Origin of the sequence: Kribbella italica, assembly GCF_014205135.1 — a bacterium.
Classification (GTDB): Bacteria; Actinomycetota; Actinomycetes; order Propionibacteriales; family Kribbellaceae; genus Kribbella; species Kribbella italica.
In genome coordinates this window covers 8,689,298-8,714,513 of record NZ_JACHMY010000001.1, presented here as the reverse complement: position 1 = coordinate 8,714,513, position 25,216 = coordinate 8,689,298, and the positions used below count along the sequence as shown (strand labels likewise).

Sequence of the window (25,216 nt, the reverse complement as noted above, 5' to 3'; positions counted from 1 at the left end):
CCATTGTGCCCTTCTCACCGGTGGTCAACGCCAGGCACGCCGCAGCAGATAGACCGCGGCCCCCGCTCCCAGGACGACCAGTCCGCCCACCACAGAACGCAGCGGCAGCGCGAAGGCCAGCACCAGGCAACCAATCAGCCCACCCACCGGTACGACGTACCGCCCGGGCCGCAGCGTCGCCGCGGAGGCGTTGGCGATCGCGTAGTACACCAGGACGCCGAACGACGAGAACCCGATCGCCCCGCGCAGATCCGCCACGAGCACCACCAGTACGACGATCAGCCCGACCGCCAGCTCGGCCCGGTGCGGGATCCGGTGCCGCGGGTGGATCGCGGCGAGGGGCCGCGGGAGGTGCCCGTCGCGGGCCATCGCGAGGGTGGTTCGGGAGACACCGAGGATCAGCGCGAGCAGCGCTCCGAGGGCTGCGACGGTGGCGCCGATCCGGACGGCCGGCCCAAGCACCGGTAGACCGGCCGCGTGGACGAGGTCGGCCAGCGGGTCCGTCGCCGAGGCCAGCCGGGCCGGACCGAGCACGCCCAAGGCGGTGACCGCCACCGCGGCGTACGTGATGAGCGTGATCGTCAACGCGATCGGGACCGCGCGAGGAATGGTCCGCGCGGGATCGCGGACCTCCTCGCCGAGGGTCGCGATCCGCGCGTAGCCGGCGAAGGCGAAGAAGAGCAGACCGGCTGCCTGGAGTACGCCGGAGAGGTGCAGGCCGTCGAGCTGCAACCGCTCGTACTGCGTGGTGTCCGCGGCCAGACCGCTGACGACGACCGCGGCGAGCACCAGGAGCACGAAGCCGACGATGATCCGGCTCGCCCACGCGGCCTTCTGCACGCCGAAGTAGTTCAGGCTCGTCAGTGCGAGCACCGCCACGATCGCGACGAGGCGGTGGTGCTCGGGCCAGAGGTACGAGCCCGCGGTGAGGGCCATCGCCGCGCAGGACGCGGTCTTGCCGACGACGAAGGACCAGCCGGCCAGGTAGCCCCAGAACGGGCCGAGGCGTTCACGGCCGTAGACGTAGGTGCCGCCGGACTCCGGGTACAGGGCGGCCAAACGGGCGGAGGAGGTCGCGTTGCAGTAGGCGACCAGCGCAGCCAGCGCGAGCGCGATCAGCAGACCTGAGCCGGCGACGGCGGCCGCGGGAGCGAAGACGGCGAAGACCCCGGCACCGATCATCGCGCCGAGGCCGACCACGACGGCGTCGCCGAGTCCCAGGGCGCGACGCAGTTCCGTCATACCGGCAGTCGATCACATCATCGGGAACAACAGAAGGCGCGCACTCCGAGGTCGGAGTGCGCGCCTTCGGCACGTCGTACGGGTCAGCCCTTCTTGGCGATGCCGCCCATCAGGATGCGCTGGTACGGCTGGAGGTCCTCGACGTCGGGGATGTCGCCCTCGGGGTCGGCCGGGTTCCAGCGCTCGAGGAAGTCGATGCCCGGGGGCACCAGCGGCAGACCGAGGAAGTGCTGCTCGATCCGCTCCGGGGTCCGGATCCAGCCGTTGCCCAGGCTCTCCAGGCCGGCCTGCTCGATCGCCTTCTGCAGCGGCTCACCGGTGTCGACGAAGTCGGTGATGAACAGGTAGCTGCCGGGGGCGAGCTTGTCCATGAGCGTGCGGACCCACTCGTCCGGCTTCTCGTCGTCGTGGAAGTGCATGTGGATGCCGACGATCATCAGCGCGATCGGGCGGTCCCAGTCCAGGTGGTCCTTGATCTCCTCGTGGTCGAGGATCTCCTGCGGCTTGCGCAGGTCCGCGGTCACCACGATCGTGCTGTCGTTGGTGGCCAGCAGCGCCCGGCCGTGCGCGAGCACGATCGGGTCGACGTCGACGTAGACGACCTTGGCGTTGGGATCGATCTCCTGCGCCGCCTGGTGGGTGTTCTTCTGGGTCGGCAGACCGCTGCCGATGTCCAGGAACTGGTCGATCCCCGCGTCCCGGACCAGGTACTGCACGCCCTTGACCAGGGCGGCCCGGTTGTCGATCGCGCAGCGACCGGCGTCCGGGACGAACTTCAGGTAGGTCGCCGCACCCTCACGGTCGGCGGCGAAGTTGTCCTTGCCACCCAGCAGTGCGTCGTAGACGCGCGCGATGGTGGGTTGGGAGGTGTCGAACGCCGGAGTTGCCTCCGAGCCGTCGGGAGTCGCCATCGACGCAGCCTTTGTGTTGTAGGGATTCAGAGCCGTCACTGTAGTGCATTTCGAGACCGGTCGGACCCCTGGATCACTGCCCTGGTGAGGATTGTCCGAGCCCGATCCGAAAAGCCTGATTTCTCAACTAGGCAAGGGATTCCGGGCCGCCCGGTCTGCAGTACGGGCAGGTGCACGCGAGTACGGCGTACCGGGGACCCGGTCGGAGTGTGCCCCACCTGCGCGCCGGCCAATCACGCAGCGCGCACCGGCCGCTTTTCATCACCCAAAGCGACACCGGAGGCCCTCGCGACACACCTTCGACCACGCTCCGTATTGGACCGGACACGACGGCCCCCAACGTGTACGATGCAAATGCAAGCCCAAATGCACGTGCATATGCCAAAGACGTACGGAAGGTGCAGCTGATGACTGCTGTCTACAACGGCATGCCCGGCGACGCGATGAGCGAGCTGATCTGGCGCAAGAGCCAGCGGAGTGGCCCCAACGGCAACTGCGTTGAGGTGGCGAAGCTTCCCGGCGGCGGCGTGGCGATGCGCAACTCGCGTCACTCCGACGGCCCGGCCCTGGTCTTCACCCACGCGGAGATCGAGGCGTTCCTCGGCGGCGTCCACGACGGCGAGTTCGACGACCTCGCCTGAGCGGTCCCGACCGGGACCATTGGCAAGAAGCCCTCTCACCGGGCGAGCGGTGAGGGGGCTTCTTCATGTCCGGGCCCAGACCCCCTCCAGAGCGTCCGGGCCGGGCATGACAAAAGGCCGTCCCTTGAGGAGGAGGACGGCCTTTTGCCCAGCCGTCTCCTGAGGAGGGAGACGGCCTTTCATCGAGGCGCTCCGGGAACCGTGGAGCGGTGGTGCCCCGCCGGCGGACCCGATCACTGGCCCGCGGACGGTCGATCAGTGTGGCTGTACTACTAGGGGCCTACTGCACCGTGAGCGGCCAGAGCTGCTCGCTGCGCGGCAGTTCCGAGGCGCTGCCGGGGCCGGCCGCGTTGTCGACGGTGATGCGCAGACCGGTGAACTTGGGCGTCATCACCCGCTGGTAGCGCGAGGCCCGGTCCGGCTCCGCGACGTACTCGGCGATCAGGTGGTCGCCCAACCAGATCCGCACCATTTTCCGTCCTCCTCGATCGCTGTTCATGGACTCAGGCTCACGATCGGGTCGCCGTCGAGCTGACGGACGCCGCGCAGCCATCCTTCGAAGGCCCAGCGCTGCTGCTCGGGGCAGCGCGCCACCAGCTCCTGGATCTCCCGCTCGGTGAGCTCGTCAGGGGCACGCTCGCCGGTCTGCGCGGCGACGTACTCGACGTGCTGTGCGTCGTGGTCACTCATCGACTCGGGTACCCCAACCAGTCGTGCCGGCAGCGAACTGCCGACGGGCCAAAGGTCAGGCCTGCCAGATCTCTGATGTCACTTGGCGCGAGATCCAGCTCACCTTCTGTGCATGAAGTAATCATGGCGTCGGCACGCTGCGAATGCAAGCGCCCGATGCACGTGCATTCGCACGTTTTGCGTTTGTGACCTCCCGGAGACCTGTTTCACGCTCAGCAGGCGCTCGGCGGGCGCGATCCCGCCGTTCCCGGCAGCCCGAATCGGCGCTACTATGTCCGGACAAAGTTACTCGATCGGATCACCTAAGCTGAGGCCCGCATGACCCTGGGTAGTGGTCCGAACGCGACCACGACTCATTGGTAAGAACTTCGGCAGATCACCCGCGCGACGTGCGATGATTTGGCTCGGGGTTGGCAGAGGCACAGCTGGGGCGTCGGAGGTGAGTGTGACGGAGTCGGGCGCGCAAAGCGGGCCGACCGCGCTTCGCATCATCCTGGGAGCGCACCTGCGCAGGATGCGTGAGGCCGCCGGCATCACCCGTTCCGACGCGGGCTGGGAGATCCGGTCGTCGGAGTCGAAGGTCAGCCGGATGGAGCTCGGCCGGGTCGGCTTCAAGGAGCGCGACGTCGCCGACCTGCTCCGCCTCTATGGCCTGGACGACCCCGAGGAGCGAGAGCGGCTGCTGTCCCTCGCGCGCGACGCGAACAACCCGGGCTGGTGGCACCGCTTCGGCGACGTACTGCCGAGCTGGTTCCACTCCTACCTGGGGCTCGAGGCGTCCGCCCAGCTGATCCGTACCTATGAGCTGCAGTTCGTGCCCGGTCTGCTGCAGACCGAGGAGTACGTGCGCGCCGTCGTCCAGCTCGGCCGCGGACTGATCCCGGCCGACGAGGTCGACCGTCGCGTCTCGCTGCGGATCAGCCGCCAGGAGGTGCTGAACCGCACCAACACCCCGGTCCGTCTGTGGGCCGTCGTCGACGAGGCGGCGCTGCGCCGGCCGATCGGCGGGGTGAAGGCGATGCGCGACCAGCTGGAGTCGTTGATCGAGGCGACCCACATGCCGAACGTGACGCTCCAGGTGATGCCGTTCGAGGCCGGTGGCCACGCGGCGACCGGTGGCGCGTACAGCATCCTGCGTTTCCCCGAGCAGGATCTGCCCGACATCGTCTACATCGAGCACCTGACCAGTGCGCTCTACCTGGACAAGCTCGAGGACCTCGACCAGTACACGGCGACGATGGAAGCCCTGTGCGTCGCGGCCCCGCCACCGAGCCGCACCCGCGACCGGATCGCGACCATCCTCAAGGACTTCTAGCCTCAAGGACTTCTGAGCGCTAGGCGTTGGCGTCGAGCCAGTCCAGCAGCGGCGTGACCTTGCGCCAGTCGTCGCGGACCCTCTCGACCAGCTCGCCGGTGTGGATCACCGGCTCGAACCCGTACGACTTGTTCAGCGCGATCGACTTGTGCCGCAGCAGCTCGATCCGCGGGTGCGCGGCGTCGTACCCGCGCGGTGAGGTCTTGAGCTTCTCGCCGCCGATCGTCCAGCCACCGGCGACCAGGCCGGCCAGCAGGGTCTCCAGCTCCTTGCCGCGGCGGTCCTCGTCGATCGCGGTCCGGATCCGGCCGAGCCGGTCCGCGGCCGCCTCGTAGAACCCCGCACCCACCCGTACGCCGGGCGCCGACAGCTCGACGTACCGGCCGGTCGACGGCCCGGTCGGCAGGAACGCGCCCTGGTGCGTCTTGTACGGCGTCTTGTCCTTGGCGAACCGCACGTCGCGGTACGGCCGGAAGATCTTCGCCGCCCCGAACTCCGCCTCCAGCTCGGCCAGCAACGCGGCCATCGGCGCCTTCACCGACTCCTCGTACACGTGCTTGTGCTCGGCCCAGAAGGTCTTGGTGTTGTCCATCTCGAGGTCGTCGTAGAAGTCCAGCGCGGCGACCGGGAACCCGGTGAAGCTCATGGGTTCACCTTAGTGTCAGTAGCCTGAGGCGATGCTGACGGTTCCCTCCCTCGACGTCCTGCGGCAGCGACGCAGTGAGAAGTGGTCCGGGCACCCGCCGGGCGTGATCGGCGCGACGGTCGCCGAACTGGACTTCGAGCTGGCGCCACCGATCGCCGCCGTACTGCACGACACCATCGCCCGCAGCGACCTCGGCTACGCGCACGAGGTGACCCCGCGGATGCGCGAGGCCTTCACCGGGTTCGCCGATCGGCGGCTCGGCTGGCGGGTCGATCCGGACCAGCTGACGCTGGTGCCCGAGGTGCTGATCGGCTTGATCGAGCTGTGCCGGGTGCTCGCACCGGGCGGCAAGGTCGGGTTCGCGACGGCCGGCTACCCGCCGTTCCTCCAGCAGCTGCCGCCGGCCGGGTTCACGATTCGGCAGATCCCGCTGCGGGTGGACGGGTCGTTCGATCTCGGCCGGTTGGCCGTCGAGCTGCGCGACGGTCTGCGGGTGCTGATCCTCGCGAGTCCGCACAACCCGACCGGTCGCGTGCTGCCGCGAGCCGAGCTGGAGCAGATCGCCGAGCTGTGCGCCCAGTACGACGCGTGGGTGCTCGCCGACGAGATCCACGCGCCGCTGGTGCTGCCCGGCGCCGAGTTCGTGCCGTGGCTGGAGGTGTCGGACGCCGCGCGCGAGCGCGGGATCACGTTGACCTCGGCGTCGAAGGCGTTCAACTTGGCCGGGCTCAAGTGCGCCGTGACGGTGACCGCCTCGGACCGCGCGCAGGACGTCGTACGGCGGTTGCCGTTCGCCGCCGAGCAGGTCGGGCTGCTCGGCGTGATCGCGGCCGAGACGGCGTTCGCCGAGGGTGATCCCTGGCTCGACGCACTCCTGGTCCAGCTCGACGCGAATCGCACGCTGATCGGCGAGCGGCTGCCGGACGGGATCAGCTGGTCGCCGCCGCAGGCGACGTACCTGGGCTGGCTGGACTGTGCCGGGCTGGACCTCGCGCCGGATCCGGCCGGGTTCTTCCTGCGCGAGGGGAAAGTTGCCTTGGGCACCGGTTCGGACTACGACCCGGCCGGGCGCGAGCGGGTCCGGCTGAACTTCGGGACCGGACCCGAGCTGCTCGGCGAAATTCTCGACCGGATGACTAGTTCTCTAGTTCGCTGAAGAAGGCGCGGATGTCGTCGACCAGGACGACTGGTTGCTCGAGCGCCGCGAAGTGGCCGCCGTCCGGGTACGACGTCCAGCGGACGATGTTCTCGGTCCGGTCGGCGATCGCGCGGAGCGGGACGAAGTTGTCGTGGGCGAAGTCCGCCACGGCCGTCGGCGTCCGCGACGGCTCGACCGGCCGGCCGTGGTGGGCGCGTTCGTAGTAGATCCGCCCGGCCGAACCCGCCGTACCGGTCAGCCAGTAGAGCATCACGGTGGTGAGCAGGTGGTCGCGGCCGATCGGGTTCCGCTGGTCGGCCCACTCGTGGAACTTCTCCGCGATCCACGCCAGCTGCCCGACCGGCGAGTCGACCAGTGCATAGGCGAGCGTCTGCGGCCGGGTCGATTGCAGGTCGGCGTACCCCTGCTTCTCCTGCTGCCACGCGCGCATCCGCTGCCAGGACGCGATCGTCCGCGCCCGCTCGGCCGGGTCGAGCCCGGCCAGCTCCTGCTCGGTCGGCTCAGCCGTCGCAGCACCGCCGGGCAGCAGATTGAGATGTACGCCGATCACCTGGTCAGGCCGGATGCGTCCCAGCTCGCGCGAGATCCCGGCACCCCAGTCACCACCCTGTACGCCGTACCGCCGATGACCGAGCCGGTCCATCAGCTCGGCGAACGCACGCGCGATCCGGTTGATCTCCCAACCCGGTTCGCCGGTCGGACCGGACAGGCCGAAGCCCGGGATGCTCGGGATCACCAGCTCGAACGCCGGCGCTCCCCCGGCGCCGTGCCCGCGCGGATCGGTCAGCGGTCCGGCGACGTCGACGAACTCCGCGATCGAGCCGGGCCAGCCGTGCGTGAGCAGCAACGGGATCGCGTCGGGCTCCGGCGAGCCGACCCGCGCGAAGTGGACCCGCGTGCCGTCGATCGTCGTGGTGAACTGCGGCCACTCGTTCAGCCGTGCCTCGGCGGCGCGCCAGTCGTACTCGTGCCGCCAGTACTGGACGAGATCCCGCAGGTACTCGCGCGGTACGCCGTACGCCCAGCCGACGCCGGGAAGCTCGTCGGGCCAGCGGGTCAGGTCGAGCCGCAGCGCGAGGTCGTCGAGCTGCTGCTGGGGAATCGCCAGCCGGAACGGTTCGATGGTCACGGCCGCAGCTTCCCGCAGACCGACGCCTTCGTGCACCCGGATTGCCGCGTCAGGCGTCGACCTTCCGGTCGTGCACCAGCTTGAGCGCCAGCGCGACGGCCAGTGCCAGTACGCCGGCCACGAGCACGACGGTCACCAGGGTGACCGAGTTGCCCAGCTTCCCGTCGCAGGCCATGGGAGTGATCCCACTGGTCGGCGAGAAGGCCGATCCGCAGTCGAAGCTGCCCGCCGAGACCGACCGGAACCCGAGTCCCAGGCCGACCAGCAGCAGAGCGACTCCGGCGGTGGCCAGAACCTTGTTCATCGTCGTCACGATCGCGCCGACACCATCTCCCGCGGGTCGCCCAACGGCACGACCCGACTGCCCCGTAACACTTCGTTCACTCCCGACTTCGACCGACACCTCTACGAAACTACGGTCAGCTGTGCGCTGATCCACCCCGACAGAGCCGTCAGCAGTGATTCTTCACAGAGTCCTTACTCAGGACAAACCAGCTCGTCACGATGGTCTCAGAGCACGATACGGCCAGTGACAGTGGCATACCAGTGCCAACTTCGCCGTCACGGTGCAAGCGGTTCCGACACTCCGGTTGCTGGCTCCGGGAGCGTTGGTGCTCTACGGTGTGACATATGAAGAGTTCTGCAGATGTGCAGTCCGTCGACGCTTGTGCGGTGAAGCTGGTCGACCCGGACCGCGTCGAGGCCGTCCATGCTAGGATGCCCTCCGAGCAGGACGTCGTCGACACGGCCGACGTGTTCGGCCTGCTCGGCGATCCGCGCCGGCTGAAGCTGCTGGTCGCGCTGCTCGACGGCGAGCTCTGCGTCTGCGACCTCGCCGCCGTGACCGGGATGAGCGAGTCGGCCACGTCGCATGCTCTTCGGCTGCTCCGCGCCCACCGCGTGGTCTCCGTACGCCGGGACGGCCGGATGGCCTACTACCGGCTCGACGACGCCCACGTCCGCATGCTCGTCGACCTGGCGGTCGCACACACCGAACATACCGACGCAATCCACCCGGAGCGCATCTCATGAGTGCCGGTACGGAACATGACCCGGCCGATCTCCGCCCGACGGGCGAGCCGGTCGAGGCTGCTCGGCCCGCGGCCGCCGTACCGACCGGACATGGTCACGGGCACGGGCACGGTGTCAGTGCTGATGCGGACCGGAAGCTCTTGAGTGGTGCCCTGGCCCTGATCCTTGTCTTCATGGCGGCCGAGGTGGTCGTCGGATTCGCTGCCGGGTCGCTCGCGCTGATCACCGACGCCGCGCACATGCTCACCGACGCGATCGCCATCGCGCTCGCGCTGGTCGCGATCCGCCTGGCCGCGCGCCCGCCGGCCGGTGGGTTCACGTTCGGCTTCAAGCGGGTCGAGATCCTGTCCGCGCAGGCCAACGGCATCACGCTGCTGCTGCTCGCGGCGTTCTTCGTCTACGAGTCGATCCAGCGGATGATCCACCCGCCGGAGGTCGAGGGCGCGCTGGTCCTGATCGTCGGCGTGGTCGGCATCTTCGTCAATCTCGCCGCGACCTGGCTGATCAGCAAGGCGAACCGGTCCAGCCTGAACGTCGAGGGCGCGTTCCAGCACATCCTCAACGACCTGTTCGCGTTCATCGCCACGGCGCTGGCCGGGCTGGTCGTCCTGCTGACCGGCTTCGCCCGCGCCGACTCGATCGCCGCGCTGGTCGTCGCCGCGCTGATGCTGAAGGCCGGTATCGAGCTGGTCCGCGCCTCCGGCCGGATCTTCCTCGAGGCCGCGCCCGCCGGACTCGACCCGGCCGAGCTCGGCCGGGAGCTGTGCCGCATCCCCGGCGTCGTCGAGGTGCACGACCTGCACGTCTGGGAGATCACCTCCGGTGAACCGGCCGCCTCGGCGCACATCCTGGTCCGCGAGGGTCTGGACTGCCACCTGATCCGCGAGCAGATCGAGCAGGTCCTGGCCGAGCGGCACCACCTGACCCACTCGACGCTCCAGGTCGATCACGCGTCAGGCGACATACCGGAGCTGCACTGCAGCGACGCGCACGGCGCGGTGCACCGCGCGGTCACAGGCGCCGGGCCAGCACCTGACCAGGCCACACCGAGTCATTGACCTGTACGCCGAAGGTGTCGGTCCGCGTGAAGCCCTGCTTCTCGTAGTACCGGACGAGGGCGCCGTCGTCCCCCGCGTAGCAGTCGACGCGGACCAGGCCGACGCCTTCGTCCTTGGCCAGCTTCAGGGCGTGGTCGATGAGCTCGGTGCCGATCCCGCTGCCCTTCGCCGTCCGGTCGGTGACCAGGAGACGGATGTACAGCTCGGGCTCGGTCGCGGGTGGGATCTGCTCCTGCGTCGGCGCGCCGACCGCCAGCGCGCCGACCACACGGCCGTCGCGCTCGCCGATCCACAGCCCGCCGTCGGCCGCGAACCCGGTGAGCTGCGCGATCCGCCGCGGGTTGGTCGAGTGCGGCTCGGTCCCCCACTGGCCGGTCCGGCCGTTCGCGACCAGCCACTCGGTCGCGCCGTCGAGCAGCGCGAGAACGGCCGGTACGTCGTCGTGTCCTCCGGTACGAATCTCCACCGTTCCATCCTGCCGCCCTAGGGTGTCGAAATCGGTCCGGCAGCTTCTACCTGTGGACAAAGGCACCGATCCGAGGAGGACCCGATGAGCACCCTGGACCACAACTTCACCGCCGAGCTCCTGACCAGCGACGCCAAGGGAGGCTGGACGTACGTCGTGATGCCCGGCTCCGCCGAGTTCTTCGGCACCCGAGGCCTGGTCAAGGTCCGCGGCACCATGGACGGCCACCCCTTCGAAAGCGCCTTCATGGCCCTCGGCGACGGCACCCACAAACTCCCGGTGAAGGCGGACGTCCGCAAGCTGATCGGCAAGACCACGGGCGACGAGATCGAGGTCCACCTCACCGAGCGCCTCTGACAGCTCACGCCAGCGACACCAACTCCAAGTAGTCGTCGGTCCAGAGGTCCTCCGACGCGTCGGGCAACAGCAGGACTCGGTCGGGGCGGAGGGCTTCGATGGCTCCCTCGTCGTGGGTGACCATGACGAGGGCGCCGGGGTAGTTGCCGACTGCTCCTAGGACCTCGTGGCGGGACGCTGGGTCGAGGTTGTTGGTGGGCTCGTCGAGGAGCAGCACGTTGGCGCCTGAGTGGACCAGGCCCGCCAGGGCCAGGCGGGTCTTCTCGCCGCCGGACAGCACGTTCGCCGGTTTGTCCGCGTCGTCGCCGGTGAAGAGGAACGAGCCGAGTACGTTGCGCACCTCGCCGTCCGTGAGTCGTGGCGCGACCGCCGCCAGGTTCTGGCGGACGGTGCTGGCCAGGTCCAGCGTGTCGTGCTCCTGCGCGAAGTACCCGAGCCGCAACCCGTACCCGTGCACGACCTCGCCGCTGTCCGGCGTCTCGCGGCCCGCGAGGATCCGGAGCAGCGTGGTCTTGCCCGCGCCGTTGAGGCCGAGGATGACCAACCGGCTCCCCCGGTCCACCGCGAGGTCGACGCCCGTGAGCACCTCCAGAGCGCCGTACGACTTGGTCAGGCAGGCAGCGCTCAGCGGTGTACGACCGGACGGCGCCGGGTCGGGCAGCCGGATCCGCGCGACGCGTGCGGCCCGGCGCACCGGCTCGAGGTCGGAGAGCAGTTTGTCCGCCCGCCGCGCCATGTTGCGCGCGGCAACCGCCGTACTGGCTCCGGCCTGCATCCTCGCCGCCTGGGCGTGCAGGACCGCCGCCTTGCGCTCGGCCGTGTTCCGCTCGCGCGAACGACGACGCTCGTCGGTCTCCAGCTGGGTCAGGTACTTCTTCCAGCCGGTGTTGTGCACGTCGATCGTCCGCCGCTGCGGATCGAGATGGAACACCCGGTTGACCGTTGCCGCGAGCAACTGCCGGTCGTGGCTGATGACCACCAACCCGCCCGGGTAGCCGAGCAGGAACGACCGCAACCAGACGACCGAGTCCGCGTCGAGGTGGTTGGTCGGCTCGTCGAGCAGCAACGTGTCGTGCTCGGCGAACAGGATCCGCGCCAGCTCGACCCGCCGCCGCTGCCCGCCGGACAGCTCACCGATCGGCTGCTCCAGCGCGCGGATCGGCAACCCGACACCAGCGGCGAGCCGACCGGCCTCCGCCTCCGCGGCGTACCCGCCCGCGGCCTGGAACTCGGTCTCGGCCCGCGCGTACGCCGCCATCGCGCGCTCCTGCTCGGCACCGGTCGCCGTACTCATCGTCGCCTCGGCCCGTCGCAGCCGCTCGACCACGGCGTCCAGCCCACGGGCGGACAGGATCCGGGCGGTGACCGTGAGCGCGGGATCGGCGGCCCGCGGGTCCTGTGGCAGATACCCGACCGAACCGGTCGTGGTGATCCGCCCGGCGGCCGGCCGGTCTTCGCCGGCGAGCGCCTTGAGCAGCGTGGTCTTCCCGGCGCCGTTGCGGCCGACCAGGCCGATCTTGTCGCCGGGGCCGATGTGGAAGGACAGGTCCGACAGCAGCAGCTGGGCGCCGGCGCGGACGTCGACCGAGTGCACGGTGATCATGAAACTGGTTACTCTCTATGATGACTGCGGGACACACTTCAGGCACGGAAGCGGGTCGCGCAGCTAGACACAGAGGCAAGTAGCCATGCCTCCACGATAGGTGAGCGGTTCACCAGCGCGCAGCTGATTTTCGGTCGCCCCACCGGCTGCCAGGATGTGCGGCATGAGTGAGAGAGATGTCGAGAAGACGTACACCGTCGAGGAGTTCGCGGCGAAGCTGCGCCGGCTGGCCGACGCGCTGGAGGCCGGAAAGCCGTTCCGGATCCAGATCGCCGGCGAGCGGTTCACCGTCCCGCGCAACGCCGCGATCAGCGTCGAGCACGAGCGCGGTGAGGACGAGGAAGAGGTCGAGTTCCAGCTGAAGTGGAAGTTGGCCGACGCCGACGAGGACCCCGAGGACGACGACGCGGTCTAGTCGGCGACCAGGAGCGAGAAGCGTTCGTCACAAGGAACGATCTCGCGGGTGGTGAAGCCGGCTGCGGTGACCAGGTCCGACCACTCCTGTTCGGTCCGGTCGGCGCCGCCGGCGATCACCAGCATCTCGATGTCGTCGAACTTGGAGTAGTGCGCGGTGTTGCCGGGCGGAATCATCGTTTCCGCAATCAGGACGGGCGCGCCGCCTTGGCGGGTGGCTCGGAGGATCTGGGTCGCCTGGTCGTCGGTGAAGTTGTGCAGGCAGCTCTTGATCAGATAGGCGTCGCCGGGCGGGACAGCTTGGAAGAAGTCGCCTGGGACGAGGTCGACGCGGTCGCTGAGGCCGGCAGCTGCGAGTGCCTCCTCGGCTGCGGGGAGGACGGAGTCCAACTCGAGCAGGACGCCGTGCAGGTCGGGGTAGGCGGTCAGCAATTCGATCAGCAGGTTGCCTGCGCCACCGCCGACGTCGACGACAGTCAGGTACGGCGAGAAGTCGTGCGCGGCGATGATCTCGGGCATCGCCTGGCTGTGGAAGGTCGCGACGGTCGCGCCGAAGACCGCGGCTTCGGTCGGGTGGGTTCGCAGGTAGTCGTACACGCTCGTGCCGAAGGTGCTCTCGAAGGCGGGCCTGCCGGAGCGGACCGATTCGGTGATGCGGGCGTACGGCGACCAGAACGGTTCCAGGGCGAACATCCGGGCGGCGGCGCGCATCGATCCAGGGACGTCGGAGCGGAGCAGGTCGGCGGTCTCGGTGAGCGCGAAGCGGCCGTCGGAGTCCTCGGCGAAGACACCGATGCTCGCGGCGGCGCGCAGTACGCGGTAGAGGGCGCGAGCGTCGATGGTGGCGGAGTTGTCGGCGAGCTGCTCGGCCAGGTCGGTGGCGGTCAGCGGCTTGTCGACCAGCGCGTCCGCGATCCCGAGCTCGGCCAGGACGGCGAGGACCGGCGGGATCCACTTGCCGGTCAGGTACTGGGTCAGTTGCTGTCGGGCGGTCATCGCTCCCCCTTGCCGTGATGGTCAGGTATCCTGACCAAAAAGGTAAGGTACCCTGACCGTCATGTCAACGGAGTACACCTCACCAGGACGATGGTTCGGGTTGTTGCGGGTGGCTTTCGACCAGGCGATGGGTGCGGTGGAGGCGGAGCTTGGGGAGCGGTATCCGGAGCTGCGGCCGGCTCATCTGCAGCTGTTCCGGTTCGGGGGGATCGACGGGCTGCACACGAGTGAGCTGGCGGCTCATGCCGGGATCACCAAGCAGTCGATGCACGAACTGGTGACGCATCTGGAGCGGCACGGGTACCTGACGCGCGCGCCGGATCCGGCGGACTCGCGGGCTCGGCTGGTGCGGCTGACCGCGAAGGGCCGTCGGCTGGAGAAGGACCTGGTCCGGGCGATCGACGTCGTACGGGACGACTGGCGGGAGCGTCTCGGCGAGGAGCGGCTGGACGCGTTGTGGTCGATACTTCAGGAGCTGACCGGAGAGGTGACGCCCGGAGGGAGAGCGGTGTGACGATCGCGGTGTACGGCGCCGGCGGGATCGGGTGCTACGTCGGAGGGCGGTTGGTCGCCGGTGGGGCCGATGTCGTGTTCGTCGGCCGGCAGCGGGTGGGTGACGAGCTGGCCGAGCACGGGCTTCACCTGACCGATTACCTGGGCGCGGATCTGCGGGTCGACGGGCTGCGGTTCGAGACGACTCCGGCGGCGGTCGCGGAGGCCGATCTGGTACTGGTGATGGTGAAGTCGGCCGCCACGGAGGGCGCCGCCGACGAGCTGGCCGCCGTACTGAAGCCGGGTGCTGTGGTGGTGAGCTTTCAGAACGGCCTGCGGAACGGCGAGGTGCTGCGGGAGCGGCTGCCGGAGCAGATCGTGCTGTCGGGAATGGTGCCGTTCAACGTGCTGAACAAGGGCGGCGGGGCGTTCCACCAGGGGACCGAGGGTGGGCTCGACGTGCAGGAGCACGCGGCGCTGACGCCGTACGTCGAGGCGTTCGCGAAGGCCGGCCTGCCATTGACGCAGCACGCGGACGTGCTGCCGGTGCAGTGGGCGAAGCTGCTGCTCAACCTCAACAACCCGGTCAACGCGCTGTCCGACCTGCCGTTGCGCGACGAGCTGTCGCAGCGCGGGTATCGGCGGTGTCTCGCGGCCGCCCAGGACGAGACGCTGAAACTCTTGCAGGCCAAGGGAATCCGGCCCGCCCGCCTCACCGCGCTCCCCGCCGAGCGGATGCCGATGGTGCTTCGCCTGCCGGACGCCCTCTTCCGTCGCCTCGCGTCGAAGATGCTCGCGATCGACCCGTACGCCCGGACGTCGATGTGGGAGGACCTGCAGGCCGGCCGCCGTACCGAGATCGACTACCTGAACGGCGAGGTCGTCCGCCTCGCCGAATCGCTGGGCCGCACCGCACCGGTCAACGCCAAGCTCGTCGAGCTGATCCGCGCCGAAGAAGCCGGTCCCCGCCGCGCGTGGACCGGTGACGAGCTGTACAAGCAGCTACGGAGTTAGAGCCGCGGGTGGAAGGAGGTCCGCGTCACCGATCGGCCACTCCGCCGGCGTCGGGCCCAGCTCAGCCAGGGCGTCCAGCTGCAGCAAGCACCACGGAGACAACCCTGGCCAGGTAGCGACTTCAGACCACTCCACCCATTCGTACGCCGCGACCTCACGGGGATTCGGCTGCGGGTCGCCGTCCCAGGTGACGCGGTAGACCGGGCAGATCTCGTACTCCACGATCCCGGCCAGCTCGGCGCGGTAGCGGAACTCGGGAAGGACCAGGTCGACCCGATCGACGGTCACGCCGAGCTCGTCGGACAAGCGCCGCCGTACGGCGTCCGGCGGCGGCTCACCCGGCAACGGATGCCCACAGCAACTGTTCGTCCAGATCCCCGGCCAGGTGGTCTTCGTGTGCGCGCGCTGGGTCAGCAGCACCCGGCCGTGGCGGTCGAAGACGTAGCTGGAGAAGGCCAGGTGCAGCGGCGTCGACGCGTGGTGAACGGTCGCCTTGTCCTCGCTGCCGATCGCGCGCCCCGCCTCGTCCAGCAGGACGACCTTCTCCTCAGTCACCGGGCAAGCTTAGGGCGTGTCTCCCAATTCTCGCCGTAGCGAGCAGGTGCTCGGTGCGGTAGCTCGGAGTGCTGGAGTGAAGCCCTCGATGTTTTTCCATCGTGGGTTTTGCTCCAGTGCTCCGAGGTGCCGTGCCGAGTGCCGCGCAGTAGGCGAGAATTGGGAGACACGCCCGAAGTGCTAACCTGACAACGTGACGAAGCAGCGGGCGACGTATCGACCGGCTCTGGGAGGAGCCGGGAGCTAGTCGTTCCCTGAAACAGCTTCACACCAGAGCCTCCGAGGCAGGAACCGTCCGGTTCCTGCCTCTTTCCGTTGCCGGGAGGCTCACCCGTGACCTCTCGCCGTCATCTCCGAGAGGACCCCCCATGAACGACGCCCAGGCCGTGATCGACCGGTTACGGCGGACCACCGACACCATCGTCGGCGAGGCCGACCTGCGCACCCGGCTGGAGTCCGACCGGCCGCTGCGGATCAAGTACGGCGTCGACTGCACCGCGCCCGACCTGCATCTCGGGCACGCGGTGAACCTGTGGATGATGCGTGGCCTGCAGGACCTCGGCCACACCGTCGTCTTCCTGCTCGGCGACCTGACCACCCGGATCGGTGACCCGACCGGCCGCAGCGAGACGCGCCCGATGCTGACGCCGGCCGAGATCGAGGTGAACGCGGCCGCGTTCCTCGAGCAGGTGTCGCTCGTCCTGCGGACCGATCCGGAGGTCTTCGAGGTCCGCCGCAACTCCGAGTGGTACGACGCGATGGACGTCGCGACGCTGCTCGGCCTGTTCGCGCAGGTGACGCAGGCGCAGCTGATGGCGCGGGACATGTTCCGGTCCCGCGTCGCGGCCGGGCGCGAGATCGCGCTGCACGAGCTGACGTACCCGGTCCTGCAGGGCTACGACAGCTTCGCGCTCGGCAGCGATCTCACCATCGTGGGGTCGGACCAACTGTTCAACGAGCAACTCGGCCGGCACTTCCAGCAGCGGCTCGGCGCCGAACCGCAGGTGGTGATCACCAGTACGATCACGCCCGGTCTCGACGGCGGCCCGAAGCAGTCGAAGTCGCTGAACAACTACGTCGCGCTGACGGACTCGCCGCGGGACAAGTTCGGCAAGCTGATGAGCCTGCCGGACGAACTGGTCGAGACGTACGCCCGGGTCTACACCGAGCTGCCGCTGGACGCCGTCGCCGCGCTGGGCAGCGCTGCGGCGGTCGGTGGTCCGGCGGCTCGGGACGCCAAGCTCAGACTGGCTGCGGCTGTGGTGACTCGGTACCACGGTGCCGGTACGGCGCGGGCCGAGCTGGACGCGTTCCAGCGCGTGTTCTCGCAGCGGGCCGAGCCGGCTGACCTGCCGGAGGTAGTGATCGACTCGACGACGCTGCCGGCGTTGGAGCTGCTGGTCGCCGTACGGCCGGATGTCAGCAAGTCGGAGCTGCGGCGGTTGCTTCGGCAGGGCGCGGTCAGTGTCGACGGGACCCGGCTGACCGACTCCGAGCAACTGGTCGACGTACAGGCCGGGGCTGTGGTGCGGACCGGTCGGCGGACCTGGCATCGGGTCCGGCGAAATTCGCAGGCGGCGGCCGCGGCTTTGCCGGACCATCGGTGAGGTGAACGAGACGAAGACGGTGGAGGCACTGGTCAGCCTCGGCGGCCGGTACCTGGGCAGGGTGCCGGCCTTCGAGGCCGATCGGCCGTGGTGGTCCGAGATCGCGGCGACGACGGCGTACTTGGACGAGGTGCTCGGGGTGCGGAGCCTGGTCCTGCGACTGATCCATGCCGACGAGGCGGCACTCCGACGTGGCGGGCGGGTCGCCTACCACGTGCAGGTCGCCGGCTCGCCGCGGCCGGGCGCACTCGACCCGACGCCGCTGCCGGAGTGGGACCGGATCGTCGCACCCCATCCACTGCGCGCGAGCTGGGCCGAGCTCGACGGGCCGCAACGGCTGATCGCCTGGGCCCAGGGCATCGTCGGCGACGCACCGCCGGTCCAGGTGAAGACCTGGAACCTGTCCTGCCTGATCCGCCTCGGCGACGCGTGGGCGAAGGCGACCAGCACGTTCGGCAGCGTCGACGCCCAGGTCATCCAGTACGTCGGCCAGTACGACGCGACGCTCGTGCCGCGGGTGCTCGACGTGGACCTGACCAACCGGTGGTCGCTGCTGGAGCATGCTCCCGGCGTCGACTGCTGGACGCCGGACGACGAGACCCTGCGCCACGTGATCCCCCGCTGGGTCGCCGTCCAGGCCGCGCTCGATCCGAGCACCCTCCTCGCCCCGCAGCTTCGGCCGGAGGACATCGCCCCGGAGATCTCGGCGCTGCTCGACCGTCCGCTCGGCTTCTCCCCCGACGAGCTCGTCCAGGCCAAGCACCTGCTGGACTCCCTCCCGAAGCTCCTCGCCACCCTCGACTCCGCCGGCCTGCCGAACACCCTCGTGCACGGCGACTTCCACCCCGGCAACTGGCGCTCCGACGGCACCAACCGCCGCATCGTCGACTGGGCCGACAGCTACCTCGGCCACCCTGCCCTGGACATCCACCGCCTCTGCAGCTACCTGCCGGCACGCCAGCAGGAACTGGCCCGCTCGCTGTGGACCACCGCGTGGCAACAGCACCTCCCCGACAGCGACCCGGCCCGCGCCCTCCCGCCGATCACCGTGCTGGCCCGCCTGGCCGGCGCCATCACGTACCAGCGCTTCCTCGACCACATCGAGCCCGACGAGCGGATCTACCACGAAGGCGACCCGGCCCACGAGCTCCGCGCCGCGATCGAAACCGCGGCGAACCTGCCCGCTTGAGAAGGTGGACCGACTTTCCGGGGAGACCAGCTAGTGCTGCTGTCGAGCAGCTCGGCGGTCGGTACGAAGCCGAGGTCGCGGAAGGCGACCTGGTCGCGGTCGCTGATGTTGCCGCCGACCACCAGGAGCGCGATCGCGGCGTACCAGCTGAACGTTCCGGTGCCACTCGGCGGCCTTACAGGATCGGGCAGTGGAGAACGCCGCTCGGTTCAGCTGATGCTGAGGGTTCGCAGGTGGTCGATCATGGTGTCGACGGACTTGATCAACGGATCCGGGGAGCGGCGGACCTGGCTGAGCAGGAGGCCGCCCTGGACCGCGGCGAGCAGGGCGACGGCGAGCTGGGCGGTGTCGGCGGACGGGCTGAGCTCGCCGCGTTCCTGCATGCGGGTGAGGCCGTCGTGGATCAGCGATTCCCACATCTGGAAGGCGTTCGCGAGCTGGACGCGGGCGACCGGGTCGGACTCGGACAGGTCGCTGGCCAGGGAGCCGAGCGGGCAGCCGCCGACGCACTGGGTGGCGGTGAGGATGCCGACCATCAGGTCCCGCCAGTTGCCGAGGGCATCGAAGTTGTCGAGCTTGTCGAGACCCTGGCACTGGGCGTCGAGCACCTGGCCGGTCTGGTGCTCGATGACGGCCAGGACGACCGCGTTCTTGCCCGGGAAGTAGTGGTAGAGCTGCGACGGGCTGACGGCGGCCGCGCCCTGGATGTCCTCGACAGTCGTCCGCGCGACGCCCTGGTCGAGCATCAGCCGCGACGCGGCGGCGACGATCCGCTCGCGGGTCGCCTGTCCCTTGCGTGTCAGTGCCACATTCTCGAGCGTACCGATTTTGGAGTTGATACTCCAATTTTGGATCCGCAGGATTGGAGCAACTACTCCACCCAGCGGAAGCGACTCATCTGATGACTGCAGACTTCACCGGCCGGACCGCCCTCGTCACCGGCAGCACCAGCGGGATCGGGCGCGAGGTGGCCAACCAGCTCGCCGCCCGGGGCGCGCACGTGATCATTAGCGGGCGAGCCACCGACCGCGGCGAGGCCGCCGTCGCGACGATCCGCGCGCAGGGCGGCAAGGCCGACTTCGTCCAGGCCGACCTGGCCGATCCCGCCAGCGTGACGCACCTCGCGGCGCGCGCCGTCGAGCTCGGCGGGCAGGTCGACGTACTGGTCAACAACGCGGGGTTGTTCCCGATCGCGCTCACGCCCGAGGTGCCGGCGGGTGAGTTCGACACCGTGTACGCCGTGAACGTGCGCGCGCCGTTCTTCCTGGTCGCCGCGCTGGCACCGGCGATGGTCGAGCGCGGGTACGGCGCGATCGTCAACGTGACGACGATGGTGGCGACGTTCGGCATGGCCGGCATGGCGGTCTACGGCTCGAGCAAGGCGGCGCTGCAGCTGCTCACCAAGACGTGGGCCGCCGAGTTCGGCGGGGCCGGCGTACGGGTGAACGCGGTCAGCCCCGGCCCCACCCGCACGGAAGGCACCGCCGTCCTCGGCGACAACCTCGACGGCTTCGCGGCAACCACCCCTCTCAACCGCGTCGGTCACCCGGCGGAGGTGGCAGCTGCCATCGTCTGGCTGGCTTCCGACACCGCCGGCCTCGTCCACGGCGCCACCCTCCCGGTGGACGGCGGCCGCCTGGCGGTCTGACGGCTCAGGGAGTGACCGTTGGTTCCGGAGTCGTCAAGGTGTCAGGCGACACCGGCGTGGAGGTCTCCGGCTCGGGCGTCGGAGTAGGCGTCGGGGACTCCGGCGGCTCGGTCGTGGGGGTCTCGGTGGGGGTGGGGGTGGAGCTGGTGGTCGGCGTCAGCGTCGGCGCCGGGGGCTTGGTGACAGGTGGGTTCGGAGGCTGGGTCCACGGCGGGCGGGTGGAAGGGCGTGGGGTGGTGAGCGACCAGGTCGGCTGGGTGGTCGGGGTGGTGCGGGTGGGCGTCGGCACCTGGGTCGGCCTCGTCGTTGCCGGGAGCAGCGTCGGGACTGTGGTCGGGGTGACCGTCGGGTCGTCGCCGGGCTGTGTGCGGCCGCTGTCGGGATCGTCGTGGGTGTCGGACTGGATGTTGCCGTCGTCGCCTGACGGCGGTACGACGCGCTGGTCGTCGGGGGTCGGGACCGTCGACGTGCTGTAGGACTTCATCCAGCGCAGCACCGTGGACACGTAGTCCATCGAGTGGTTGTACCGCAGGACGGCCTCGACCAGGCCCTGCGGATTGCTCAGGTCCGCACCGGCCGAGCAGAGGTAGTCGCCCGCTGCCCGCGAGGCGTCGAAGACGTTGTGCGGGTTCTTCACGCCGTCACCGTTGCCGTCGGCACCGAAGCCGTTCCAGGTGCCGGGGATGAACTGCATCGGACCCACCGCCCGGTCCCACTGCGCGTTCCCGTCGTACTGACCACCGTCGGTGTCCGCGATCGCCGCCATTCCGGGACCGCCGTCGAGCACCGGTCCGAGGATCTGCCCGCGGGTGTTGCCCGCGGCATCCACTCGTCCGCCGGAGGCGTGCGCCGACTCGACCTTGCCGATGCCCGCCAGCAAGGGCCATGTCAGATGGCAACCGGGCTTGGCGACGGCGAGGTCGTTGGCGACCTTCTGGTACGCCGCCAGAACCGTCCCGGGGATCCCGGCCACACCAGCGGACACCGGCGTCCCCGGCTCGGCCGGTTTGCCGTCGATCGTCCCGGTGATCGGGACCTCGACCGTCGACTTCTTCTCCGACGGGATGCTGCCGTCGACGCCCGGCTGGTCCGGTACGTCGTCGAGCAGCCCGTCGAACACCGAGTCCTGCCGCGGCCCGGCCAGCGACTGCGCGTCCACGACGAAGTTCGCCGCCGATCCCCCGCTCATCGCCACCACCAGCACCATCGCCCCGACCGGCGCGGCGAGCGCCCAGGCGGCGACCATCTTGATCCGCCACGTGTCCCGCCGGCCCGACGGCGACCCGTTGCCCACAGACCCGCTGCCCGCTGGCGTGCCGCCCACAGACGCGCTGCCCGCGGACGCGGACGTGGTCTCGTCTCCCTCGCCCCGAGTCACCCGAACCGTCCTTCCACGTAGTCCGCCGTCCGCGGATCCTCCGGTGTCGAGAAGATCGTTGCCGTCGGCCCCGACTCCACGATCACCCCCGGCGTGCCCTGCTCGGCCAGGAAGAACGCGCAGGTCTGCGAGACCCGGGCCGCCTGCTGCATGTTGTGGGTGACGATGACGATCGTCACCTCCCGCCGCAGCTCGTGGATGGTCTCCTCGATCCGCCGCGTCGACGTCGGGTCGAGCGCCGAGCACGGCTCGTCCATCAGCAGGATGTCCGGCCGGACGGCGAGCGACCGCGCGATGCACAGTCGTTGCTGCTGGCCACCGGACAGCGCGCCGCCGGGCTGCCCGAGCCGGTCCCGGACCTCCTTCCACAGCCCGGCCTTCGTCAGGCACTCCTCGATCAGCGCCGACCGCTCCCGCCCACTCACCCGCGTACCGGTGAGCTTCAGCCCGGCGGTCACGTTCTCCGCGATGCTCATCGCCGGGAACGGGTTCGGCTTCTGGAACACCATGCCGATTCGCTTGCGGGTGTCGGTGATGCGTCGCTGCGGCTCGTAGATGTCCTCACCGTCGAGCAGCACGCTGCCGGCCAGCGACGCGCTCGGCACCAGTTCGTGCATCCGGTTGAGGATCCGCAGGAAGGTCGACTTGCCGCACCCGGACGGACCGATCAGCGCGGTGACCTGACCGGCCTCCATCCGCAGCGAGATGTCCTCGAGCACCTTGTGGGACCCGAACCAGGCCGCCACCCGGTCGCTCTCCAGCACGCTGCCACCACTGACCGGCGGCAGCAGCGCGGTCTCGTCGTCCGCGATGGCCGGTACGGCGGGAAGTACAGACGTCATCAGCACAAGTCCTTTGGGTAGAAGGCGATCAGCCGTGGCGGCGACGGCGGCGGACGAAGCCGGCCAGGTACGACCCACCGGCCGCGAACCCACGCCGTACCGGATGTCCCGGCTGCGCGATCAACCGGATCCCCGGCGACGCCACGCCCGCGGCGAGCCCGGCCGCCAGCAGCGCCGGGATCCCCCACGCGAGCCAGCCGAGCGAGTCGCCCTGCGTCTCGGCCACCACCGGCTTCAGCTCACCGTTGGCCTGGACCGTTCCCTTGCTCGGCGTCACCGACGGCAGCGGAACGGGCTTGGTCGCCGAACCATTGGGCTGGGTCTTGGAGTCGCCGCCGTTTCCGCCACCATTGCCGTTCTGACCACCGCCGCCACCACCGTTCTGGCCCGCCGACGGCTTGTCGGTCGGCTGGTCCGGGGTCGGGTCGTCGTCGCCCTCGGGCAGCGGGTCCTCGTTCTTCGGCGGGACCGGCGGCGCACCGGTCTGGTTCTCGACCGCGGCCGCGACCTTCATCGCCTGGTCGCGCATCGGGTCGGGCAGCGAGAGGTACCCCTCGGGAAGCTGCCCGGCCTCCTGGCCGTACAGCTGTCCCTCGGTCGCCATCCAGCGCAGCGCGTCGGCGTACCGGGTGGCCTCGGCCGGCTTCAGCGTGGCGGTCGGCACCTGGGCGTAGGTGACCATCGTCCCGGGGTAGCCGCGCTGCTCCATCTTCTGGTGGTTCACCCGCCAGATCCCCGACGCTCCGTCGACGGTCGCGTTGTCGAGCGCGTACATCATGCTGTCGGTGTCCGGGCCGACGTACGCGCCCTGGAAGTTCTGCAGCTTCACCGCCGGCATCCCGGACTTGGCCAGCTCCGACGTGGTAGTCAGCGCCATCAAGGACCGTTGGCCGGGGACCTGCGCGTCGACCCGCTTCGGCACCGTCGGCAGTCCGACCTGCAGCGGCGGAACCGGCGACTGGCTGAGCGGCCACGCGGTCATCAGCACGTCGGCACCCTGCACCCAGGAGTTCGACGACTGGGCGCCCAGCGCCTGCGGCGAGAAGTTGCTCCACTCGTTCTGGTCCTTCGGGAGCAGCCAGCCGTCGTTCAGCTGGTAGTCGTCGCGCGGCATCGACCAGCCCTTGTAGGTCTTGTTGACCGTCATGCCCCACGGATCGGCCTTGCCCTGGACGAACCCGCGGGCCGCCGGGTCCGACCAGATCCACCGGGTCACCGCGAGCAGTACGTCGGACTTGAAGACGGGTACGGCGATCTGGGTGCCGACCGCGTCGTTGAGCCCGACCCAGTTCTTCGCGTCCGGGTTCAGCTGCTGGAACTCCGGGTCGACGGCCAGGTTCGGCGGGTTGGTGCCCGCGTTCGGGTTCACCGGGAAGTCGTTCCCGGCCCGGTACTTGCCCGGGTACGACTGGGTCAGCAGCTTCGCCACCAACCGGGCGTTCAGCTTGATCTCCGGGACCGGCCCGCCGCCGAAGGCTTCGGACCGCTCCCAGTTGTAGCCGATCGCGAAGCCGGAGACCGCGACCGGGGCGTACGCCGGTTTGCGCTTCTCCACCACGGTTTCGTCCGCCGGAGTGGGCTCACTCACCATCGCCGCGTCGGCCTCGTAGCCCGACGGCGCGATCGGGTCCGTCTGGCCGAACTGGCGCCGCGAGTCGGGCTCCCAGCCGCGGGTGAAGTCCAGCGCCGACGGGCTGCTCTTCGGGCACCGGGCCGGAACCCAGCGGCGCATCGCCTCACCGACGAGCTCGGAGCCGAGGAACTTGGCCGAGTCGTCGCGTCCGAGGCAGGTCGCCGCGGCCGGCGCGAAGGACAGTTTGAAGACGTACCGCTGGTACCAGTTGGCCAGCAACGGCCATGAGGCCAGGACCGCGTCGGTCTTGAAGTCGTAGTCGGACTGGCAGAACAGCAGTTCCAGCTCGCCGAGGCCCTCACGGCACGGGTGCTGCGTGATCGGAACCACCACGATCGAGCACGGTGTCTTTTCGTCGCATCCGAGTGACGGGTTCTCGGTCCTGGTGTTCGCCCAGGTCTGAACCTCGCCGGTGCCGTTCGGCCGGGTGCGGCCGTCCCGCTGGTTGCCGGTGCCCGGGGTGTAGTCGTCGACGGTGGAGTCGGTCAGTTTGTCGTTCAGGCCGGTGCCGTTGTAGCCGCCGGGCGCATCAGGGTTCGGCTGGATGTGGTAGCTACCGTCGGCCTTCTTGAACGGCTGGCTGTACAGCGTTCCGAACTCACCGCCCGGGAAGGCGGCCCACTTCGAGGTCTCGACCGGGAGATAGCTGCTGCCGCGGTAGTACCCGACGAAGTACCCGAGCTGGTCGCTCATCCAGCAGTCTTCACGTTTCGGGTTGCTGCCGCGGCACTGCATCACGGCCACGGGGAAGCTGTTGGCCTCACTCGGTGTCATGCCGGTCCACGAGACGTTCAGCATCTGCCGGGTGAGGCCGCCGGTGCGGGACACCGACACTGTGCTGTTCCCGCGGCTCAGGGTGACCTTGCTCGACGAAGGCTCCCCGAACACCGGCTCGTCGACCGGGACGGGCGGCGGCGTCGGCGTCGTGGTCGGCGGATCGTCGGCCGCCGTCTCGCGAACCCCGGCAGCAGCCGGGGCCGGTGCCGCGAGGACAACCGGGGCGGACAGAGCGAACAGGACCGCGACCACGACGAGCACGGCCGGTCGACCGCGCCGACGGCGGATCAGCCTCACAATGACCTCCAGCTAGACGTCTACCCCTGAATCCTCGGCAACCCCCCGTGCGCACAGACCGCTACCAGGTGAACTGGGCATGAATCGGCGCACGAACGACCGGCGGGCGGGAAGCATCCGCTTCC

Annotated in this window: 27 protein-coding genes; 12 read left to right on the top strand and 15 right to left on the bottom strand. The window is 69.6% G+C overall.

The window, feature by feature from the left end; genetic code table 11:
* Positions 1–24: 24 nt before the first annotated feature.
* Both HDA39_RS40955 and HDA39_RS40950 read right to left on the bottom strand, forming a co-directional pair.
* On the bottom strand, positions 25–1,242 hold the full coding sequence (locus tag HDA39_RS40955) for an APC family permease (RefSeq protein WP_184804952.1): 1,218 nt from the start codon (positions 1,240–1,242) through the stop codon (positions 25–27).
* An 83-nt stretch (positions 1,243–1,325) separates the two neighbouring features.
* Positions 1,326–2,153 carry an SAM-dependent methyltransferase gene (locus tag HDA39_RS40950; protein WP_184804950.1) on the bottom strand — a complete coding sequence of 276 codons (828 nt, stop codon included), beginning with the start codon at positions 2,151–2,153 and terminating at the stop codon, positions 1,326–1,328.
* 407 nt (positions 2,154–2,560) lie between these two features.
* On the opposite strand from HDA39_RS40950, the gene HDA39_RS40945 reads away from it, so the two are divergent.
* On the top strand, positions 2,561–2,794 hold the full coding sequence (locus tag HDA39_RS40945; RefSeq protein WP_184804947.1) for a DUF397 domain-containing protein: 234 nt from the start codon (positions 2,561–2,563) through the stop codon (positions 2,792–2,794).
* Between the two features lie 280 nt (positions 2,795–3,074).
* On the opposite strand, the gene HDA39_RS40940 is transcribed toward HDA39_RS40945, so the two are convergent.
* Positions 3,075–3,266, bottom strand: coding sequence for a hypothetical protein (locus HDA39_RS40940; RefSeq protein ID WP_012919557.1), 192 nt, complete (start codon positions 3,264–3,266; stop codon positions 3,075–3,077).
* Positions 3,267–3,289: 23 nt separating this feature from the next.
* On the bottom strand, positions 3,290–3,484 hold the full coding sequence (locus HDA39_RS40935; RefSeq protein ID WP_184804944.1) for a hypothetical protein: 195 nt from the start codon (positions 3,482–3,484) through the stop codon (positions 3,290–3,292).
* Positions 3,485–3,929: 445 nt separating this feature from the next.
* Here HDA39_RS40935 and HDA39_RS40930 point away from each other — a divergent pair, with 445 nt between their 5' ends.
* Positions 3,930–4,799, top strand: a complete 870-nt coding sequence (locus HDA39_RS40930; protein WP_337926148.1) for a helix-turn-helix domain-containing protein — start codon at positions 3,930–3,932, stop codon at positions 4,797–4,799.
* A 19-nt stretch (positions 4,800–4,818) separates the two neighbouring features.
* Here the strand turns inward: HDA39_RS40930 and HDA39_RS40925 are convergent, their stop codons facing one another.
* Positions 4,819–5,445: a DUF2461 domain-containing protein gene (locus tag HDA39_RS40925; RefSeq protein WP_184804939.1), complete on the bottom strand. Its 627-nt coding sequence runs from the start codon at positions 5,443–5,445 to the stop codon at positions 4,819–4,821.
* 31 nt (positions 5,446–5,476) lie between these two features.
* Here HDA39_RS40925 and HDA39_RS40920 point away from each other — a divergent pair, with 31 nt between their 5' ends.
* Positions 5,477–6,601 (top strand): MalY/PatB family protein, encoded by a 1,125-nt coding sequence (locus HDA39_RS40920; RefSeq protein WP_184804936.1) that lies wholly within the window; start codon positions 5,477–5,479, stop codon positions 6,599–6,601.
* On the opposite strand, the gene HDA39_RS40915 is transcribed toward HDA39_RS40920, so the two are convergent.
* Together HDA39_RS40915 and HDA39_RS40910 are read right to left on the bottom strand one after the other, a co-directional pair.
* The gene (locus tag HDA39_RS40915; protein WP_184804933.1) at positions 6,582–7,733 is read right to left on the bottom strand and encodes an alpha/beta fold hydrolase; all 1,152 of its coding nucleotides are present in this window, start codon (positions 7,731–7,733) and stop codon (positions 6,582–6,584) included. The two genes, HDA39_RS40920 and HDA39_RS40915, sit on opposite strands and share 20 nt — an antisense overlap.
* A 49-nt stretch (positions 7,734–7,782) precedes the next feature.
* Positions 7,783–8,037, bottom strand: a complete 255-nt coding sequence (locus tag HDA39_RS40910) for a hypothetical protein (RefSeq protein ID WP_202893282.1) — start codon at positions 8,035–8,037, stop codon at positions 7,783–7,785.
* A 326-nt stretch (positions 8,038–8,363) separates the two neighbouring features.
* Here HDA39_RS40910 and HDA39_RS40905 point away from each other — a divergent pair, with 326 nt between their 5' ends.
* Both HDA39_RS40905 and HDA39_RS40900 read left to right on the top strand, forming a co-directional pair.
* A complete protein-coding gene (locus tag HDA39_RS40905) occupies positions 8,364–8,765 on the top strand; it encodes an ArsR/SmtB family transcription factor (protein ID WP_184804927.1) in 402 nt (133 codons plus the stop codon).
* The gene (locus tag HDA39_RS40900) at positions 8,762–9,823 is read left to right on the top strand and encodes a cation diffusion facilitator family transporter (RefSeq protein WP_184804924.1); all 1,062 of its coding nucleotides are present in this window, start codon (positions 8,762–8,764) and stop codon (positions 9,821–9,823) included. Before HDA39_RS40905 ends, HDA39_RS40900 begins: the two co-directional genes overlap by 4 nt.
* Here the strand turns inward: HDA39_RS40900 and HDA39_RS40895 are convergent.
* A complete protein-coding gene (locus tag HDA39_RS40895) occupies positions 9,777–10,289 on the bottom strand; it encodes a GNAT family N-acetyltransferase (protein ID WP_184804921.1) in 513 nt (170 codons plus the stop codon). The genes HDA39_RS40900 and HDA39_RS40895 overlap by 47 nt on opposite strands.
* 84 nt (positions 10,290–10,373) lie before the next feature.
* Between HDA39_RS40895 and HDA39_RS40890 the strand changes: the two genes are divergently transcribed.
* A complete protein-coding gene (locus tag HDA39_RS40890; protein ID WP_184804918.1) occupies positions 10,374–10,646 on the top strand; it encodes a DUF1905 domain-containing protein in 273 nt (90 codons plus the stop codon).
* 4 nt (positions 10,647–10,650) lie between these two features.
* Here the strand turns inward: HDA39_RS40890 and HDA39_RS40885 are convergent, their stop codons facing one another.
* Positions 10,651–12,249 (bottom strand): ABC-F family ATP-binding cassette domain-containing protein, encoded by a 1,599-nt coding sequence (locus HDA39_RS40885; RefSeq protein WP_184804915.1) that lies wholly within the window; start codon positions 12,247–12,249, stop codon positions 10,651–10,653.
* 163 nt (positions 12,250–12,412) lie between these two features.
* On the opposite strand from HDA39_RS40885, the gene HDA39_RS40880 reads away from it, so the two are divergent.
* A complete protein-coding gene (locus tag HDA39_RS40880; RefSeq protein WP_184804913.1) occupies positions 12,413–12,664 on the top strand; it encodes an amphi-Trp domain-containing protein in 252 nt (83 codons plus the stop codon).
* Here HDA39_RS40880 and HDA39_RS40875 read toward each other — a convergent pair.
* Positions 12,661–13,659 carry a methyltransferase gene (locus HDA39_RS40875; protein ID WP_184804911.1) on the bottom strand — a complete coding sequence of 333 codons (999 nt, stop codon included), beginning with the start codon at positions 13,657–13,659 and terminating at the stop codon, positions 12,661–12,663. The genes HDA39_RS40880 and HDA39_RS40875 overlap by 4 nt on opposite strands.
* Before the next feature lie 61 nt (positions 13,660–13,720).
* Between HDA39_RS40875 and HDA39_RS40870 the strand changes: the two genes are divergently transcribed.
* Positions 13,721–14,173 carry a MarR family winged helix-turn-helix transcriptional regulator gene (locus HDA39_RS40870; protein WP_184804909.1) on the top strand — a complete coding sequence of 151 codons (453 nt, stop codon included), beginning with the start codon at positions 13,721–13,723 and terminating at the stop codon, positions 14,171–14,173.
* Positions 14,170–15,165 carry a 2-dehydropantoate 2-reductase gene (locus HDA39_RS40865; protein ID WP_184804907.1) on the top strand — a complete coding sequence of 332 codons (996 nt, stop codon included), beginning with the start codon at positions 14,170–14,172 and terminating at the stop codon, positions 15,163–15,165. The genes HDA39_RS40870 and HDA39_RS40865 overlap by 4 nt, the downstream gene beginning before the upstream one ends.
* Here the strand turns inward: HDA39_RS40865 and idi are convergent.
* Positions 15,154–15,720 (bottom strand): isopentenyl-diphosphate Delta-isomerase, encoded by a 567-nt coding sequence (gene idi / locus HDA39_RS40860; protein WP_184804905.1) that lies wholly within the window; start codon positions 15,718–15,720, stop codon positions 15,154–15,156. The genes HDA39_RS40865 and idi overlap by 12 nt on opposite strands.
* 368 nt (positions 15,721–16,088) lie before the next feature.
* On the opposite strand from idi, the gene tyrS reads away from it, so the two are divergent.
* Together tyrS and HDA39_RS40850 are read left to right on the top strand one after the other, a co-directional pair.
* The gene (gene tyrS, locus HDA39_RS40855; protein ID WP_184804903.1) at positions 16,089–17,327 is read left to right on the top strand and encodes a tyrosine--tRNA ligase; all 1,239 of its coding nucleotides are present in this window, start codon (positions 16,089–16,091) and stop codon (positions 17,325–17,327) included.
* A 1-nt stretch (position 17,328) separates the two neighbouring features.
* On the top strand, positions 17,329–18,516 hold the full coding sequence (locus tag HDA39_RS40850; protein ID WP_184804900.1) for a phosphotransferase: 1,188 nt from the start codon (positions 17,329–17,331) through the stop codon (positions 18,514–18,516).
* Positions 18,517–18,725: 209 nt separating this feature from the next.
* On the opposite strand, the gene HDA39_RS40845 is transcribed toward HDA39_RS40850, so the two are convergent.
* On the bottom strand, positions 18,726–19,325 hold the full coding sequence (locus HDA39_RS40845; protein WP_337926106.1) for a TetR/AcrR family transcriptional regulator: 600 nt from the start codon (positions 19,323–19,325) through the stop codon (positions 18,726–18,728).
* Between the two features lie 92 nt (positions 19,326–19,417).
* Between HDA39_RS40845 and HDA39_RS40840 the strand changes: the two genes are divergently transcribed.
* Positions 19,418–20,164: an SDR family NAD(P)-dependent oxidoreductase gene (locus HDA39_RS40840; protein WP_184804897.1), complete on the top strand. Its 747-nt coding sequence runs from the start codon at positions 19,418–19,420 to the stop codon at positions 20,162–20,164.
* A 4-nt stretch (positions 20,165–20,168) separates the two neighbouring features.
* Here the strand turns inward: HDA39_RS40840 and HDA39_RS40835 are convergent, their stop codons facing one another.
* Genes HDA39_RS40835 through HDA39_RS40825 form a run of 3 tightly spaced genes read right to left on the bottom strand, consistent with a single transcriptional unit; the run spans position 20,169 to position 25,091 of the window.
* Positions 20,169–21,542, bottom strand: a complete 1,374-nt coding sequence (locus HDA39_RS40835) for a lysozyme family protein (RefSeq protein ID WP_184804893.1) — start codon at positions 21,540–21,542, stop codon at positions 20,169–20,171.
* Positions 21,539–22,384, bottom strand: a complete 846-nt coding sequence (locus HDA39_RS40830) for a phosphate ABC transporter ATP-binding protein (protein WP_184804890.1) — start codon at positions 22,382–22,384, stop codon at positions 21,539–21,541. Before HDA39_RS40830 ends, HDA39_RS40835 begins: the two co-directional genes overlap by 4 nt.
* Positions 22,385–22,412: 28 nt before the next feature.
* A complete protein-coding gene (locus HDA39_RS40825) occupies positions 22,413–25,091 on the bottom strand; it encodes a hypothetical protein (protein WP_184804887.1) in 2,679 nt (892 codons plus the stop codon).
* Positions 25,092–25,216 lie beyond the last annotated feature (125 nt).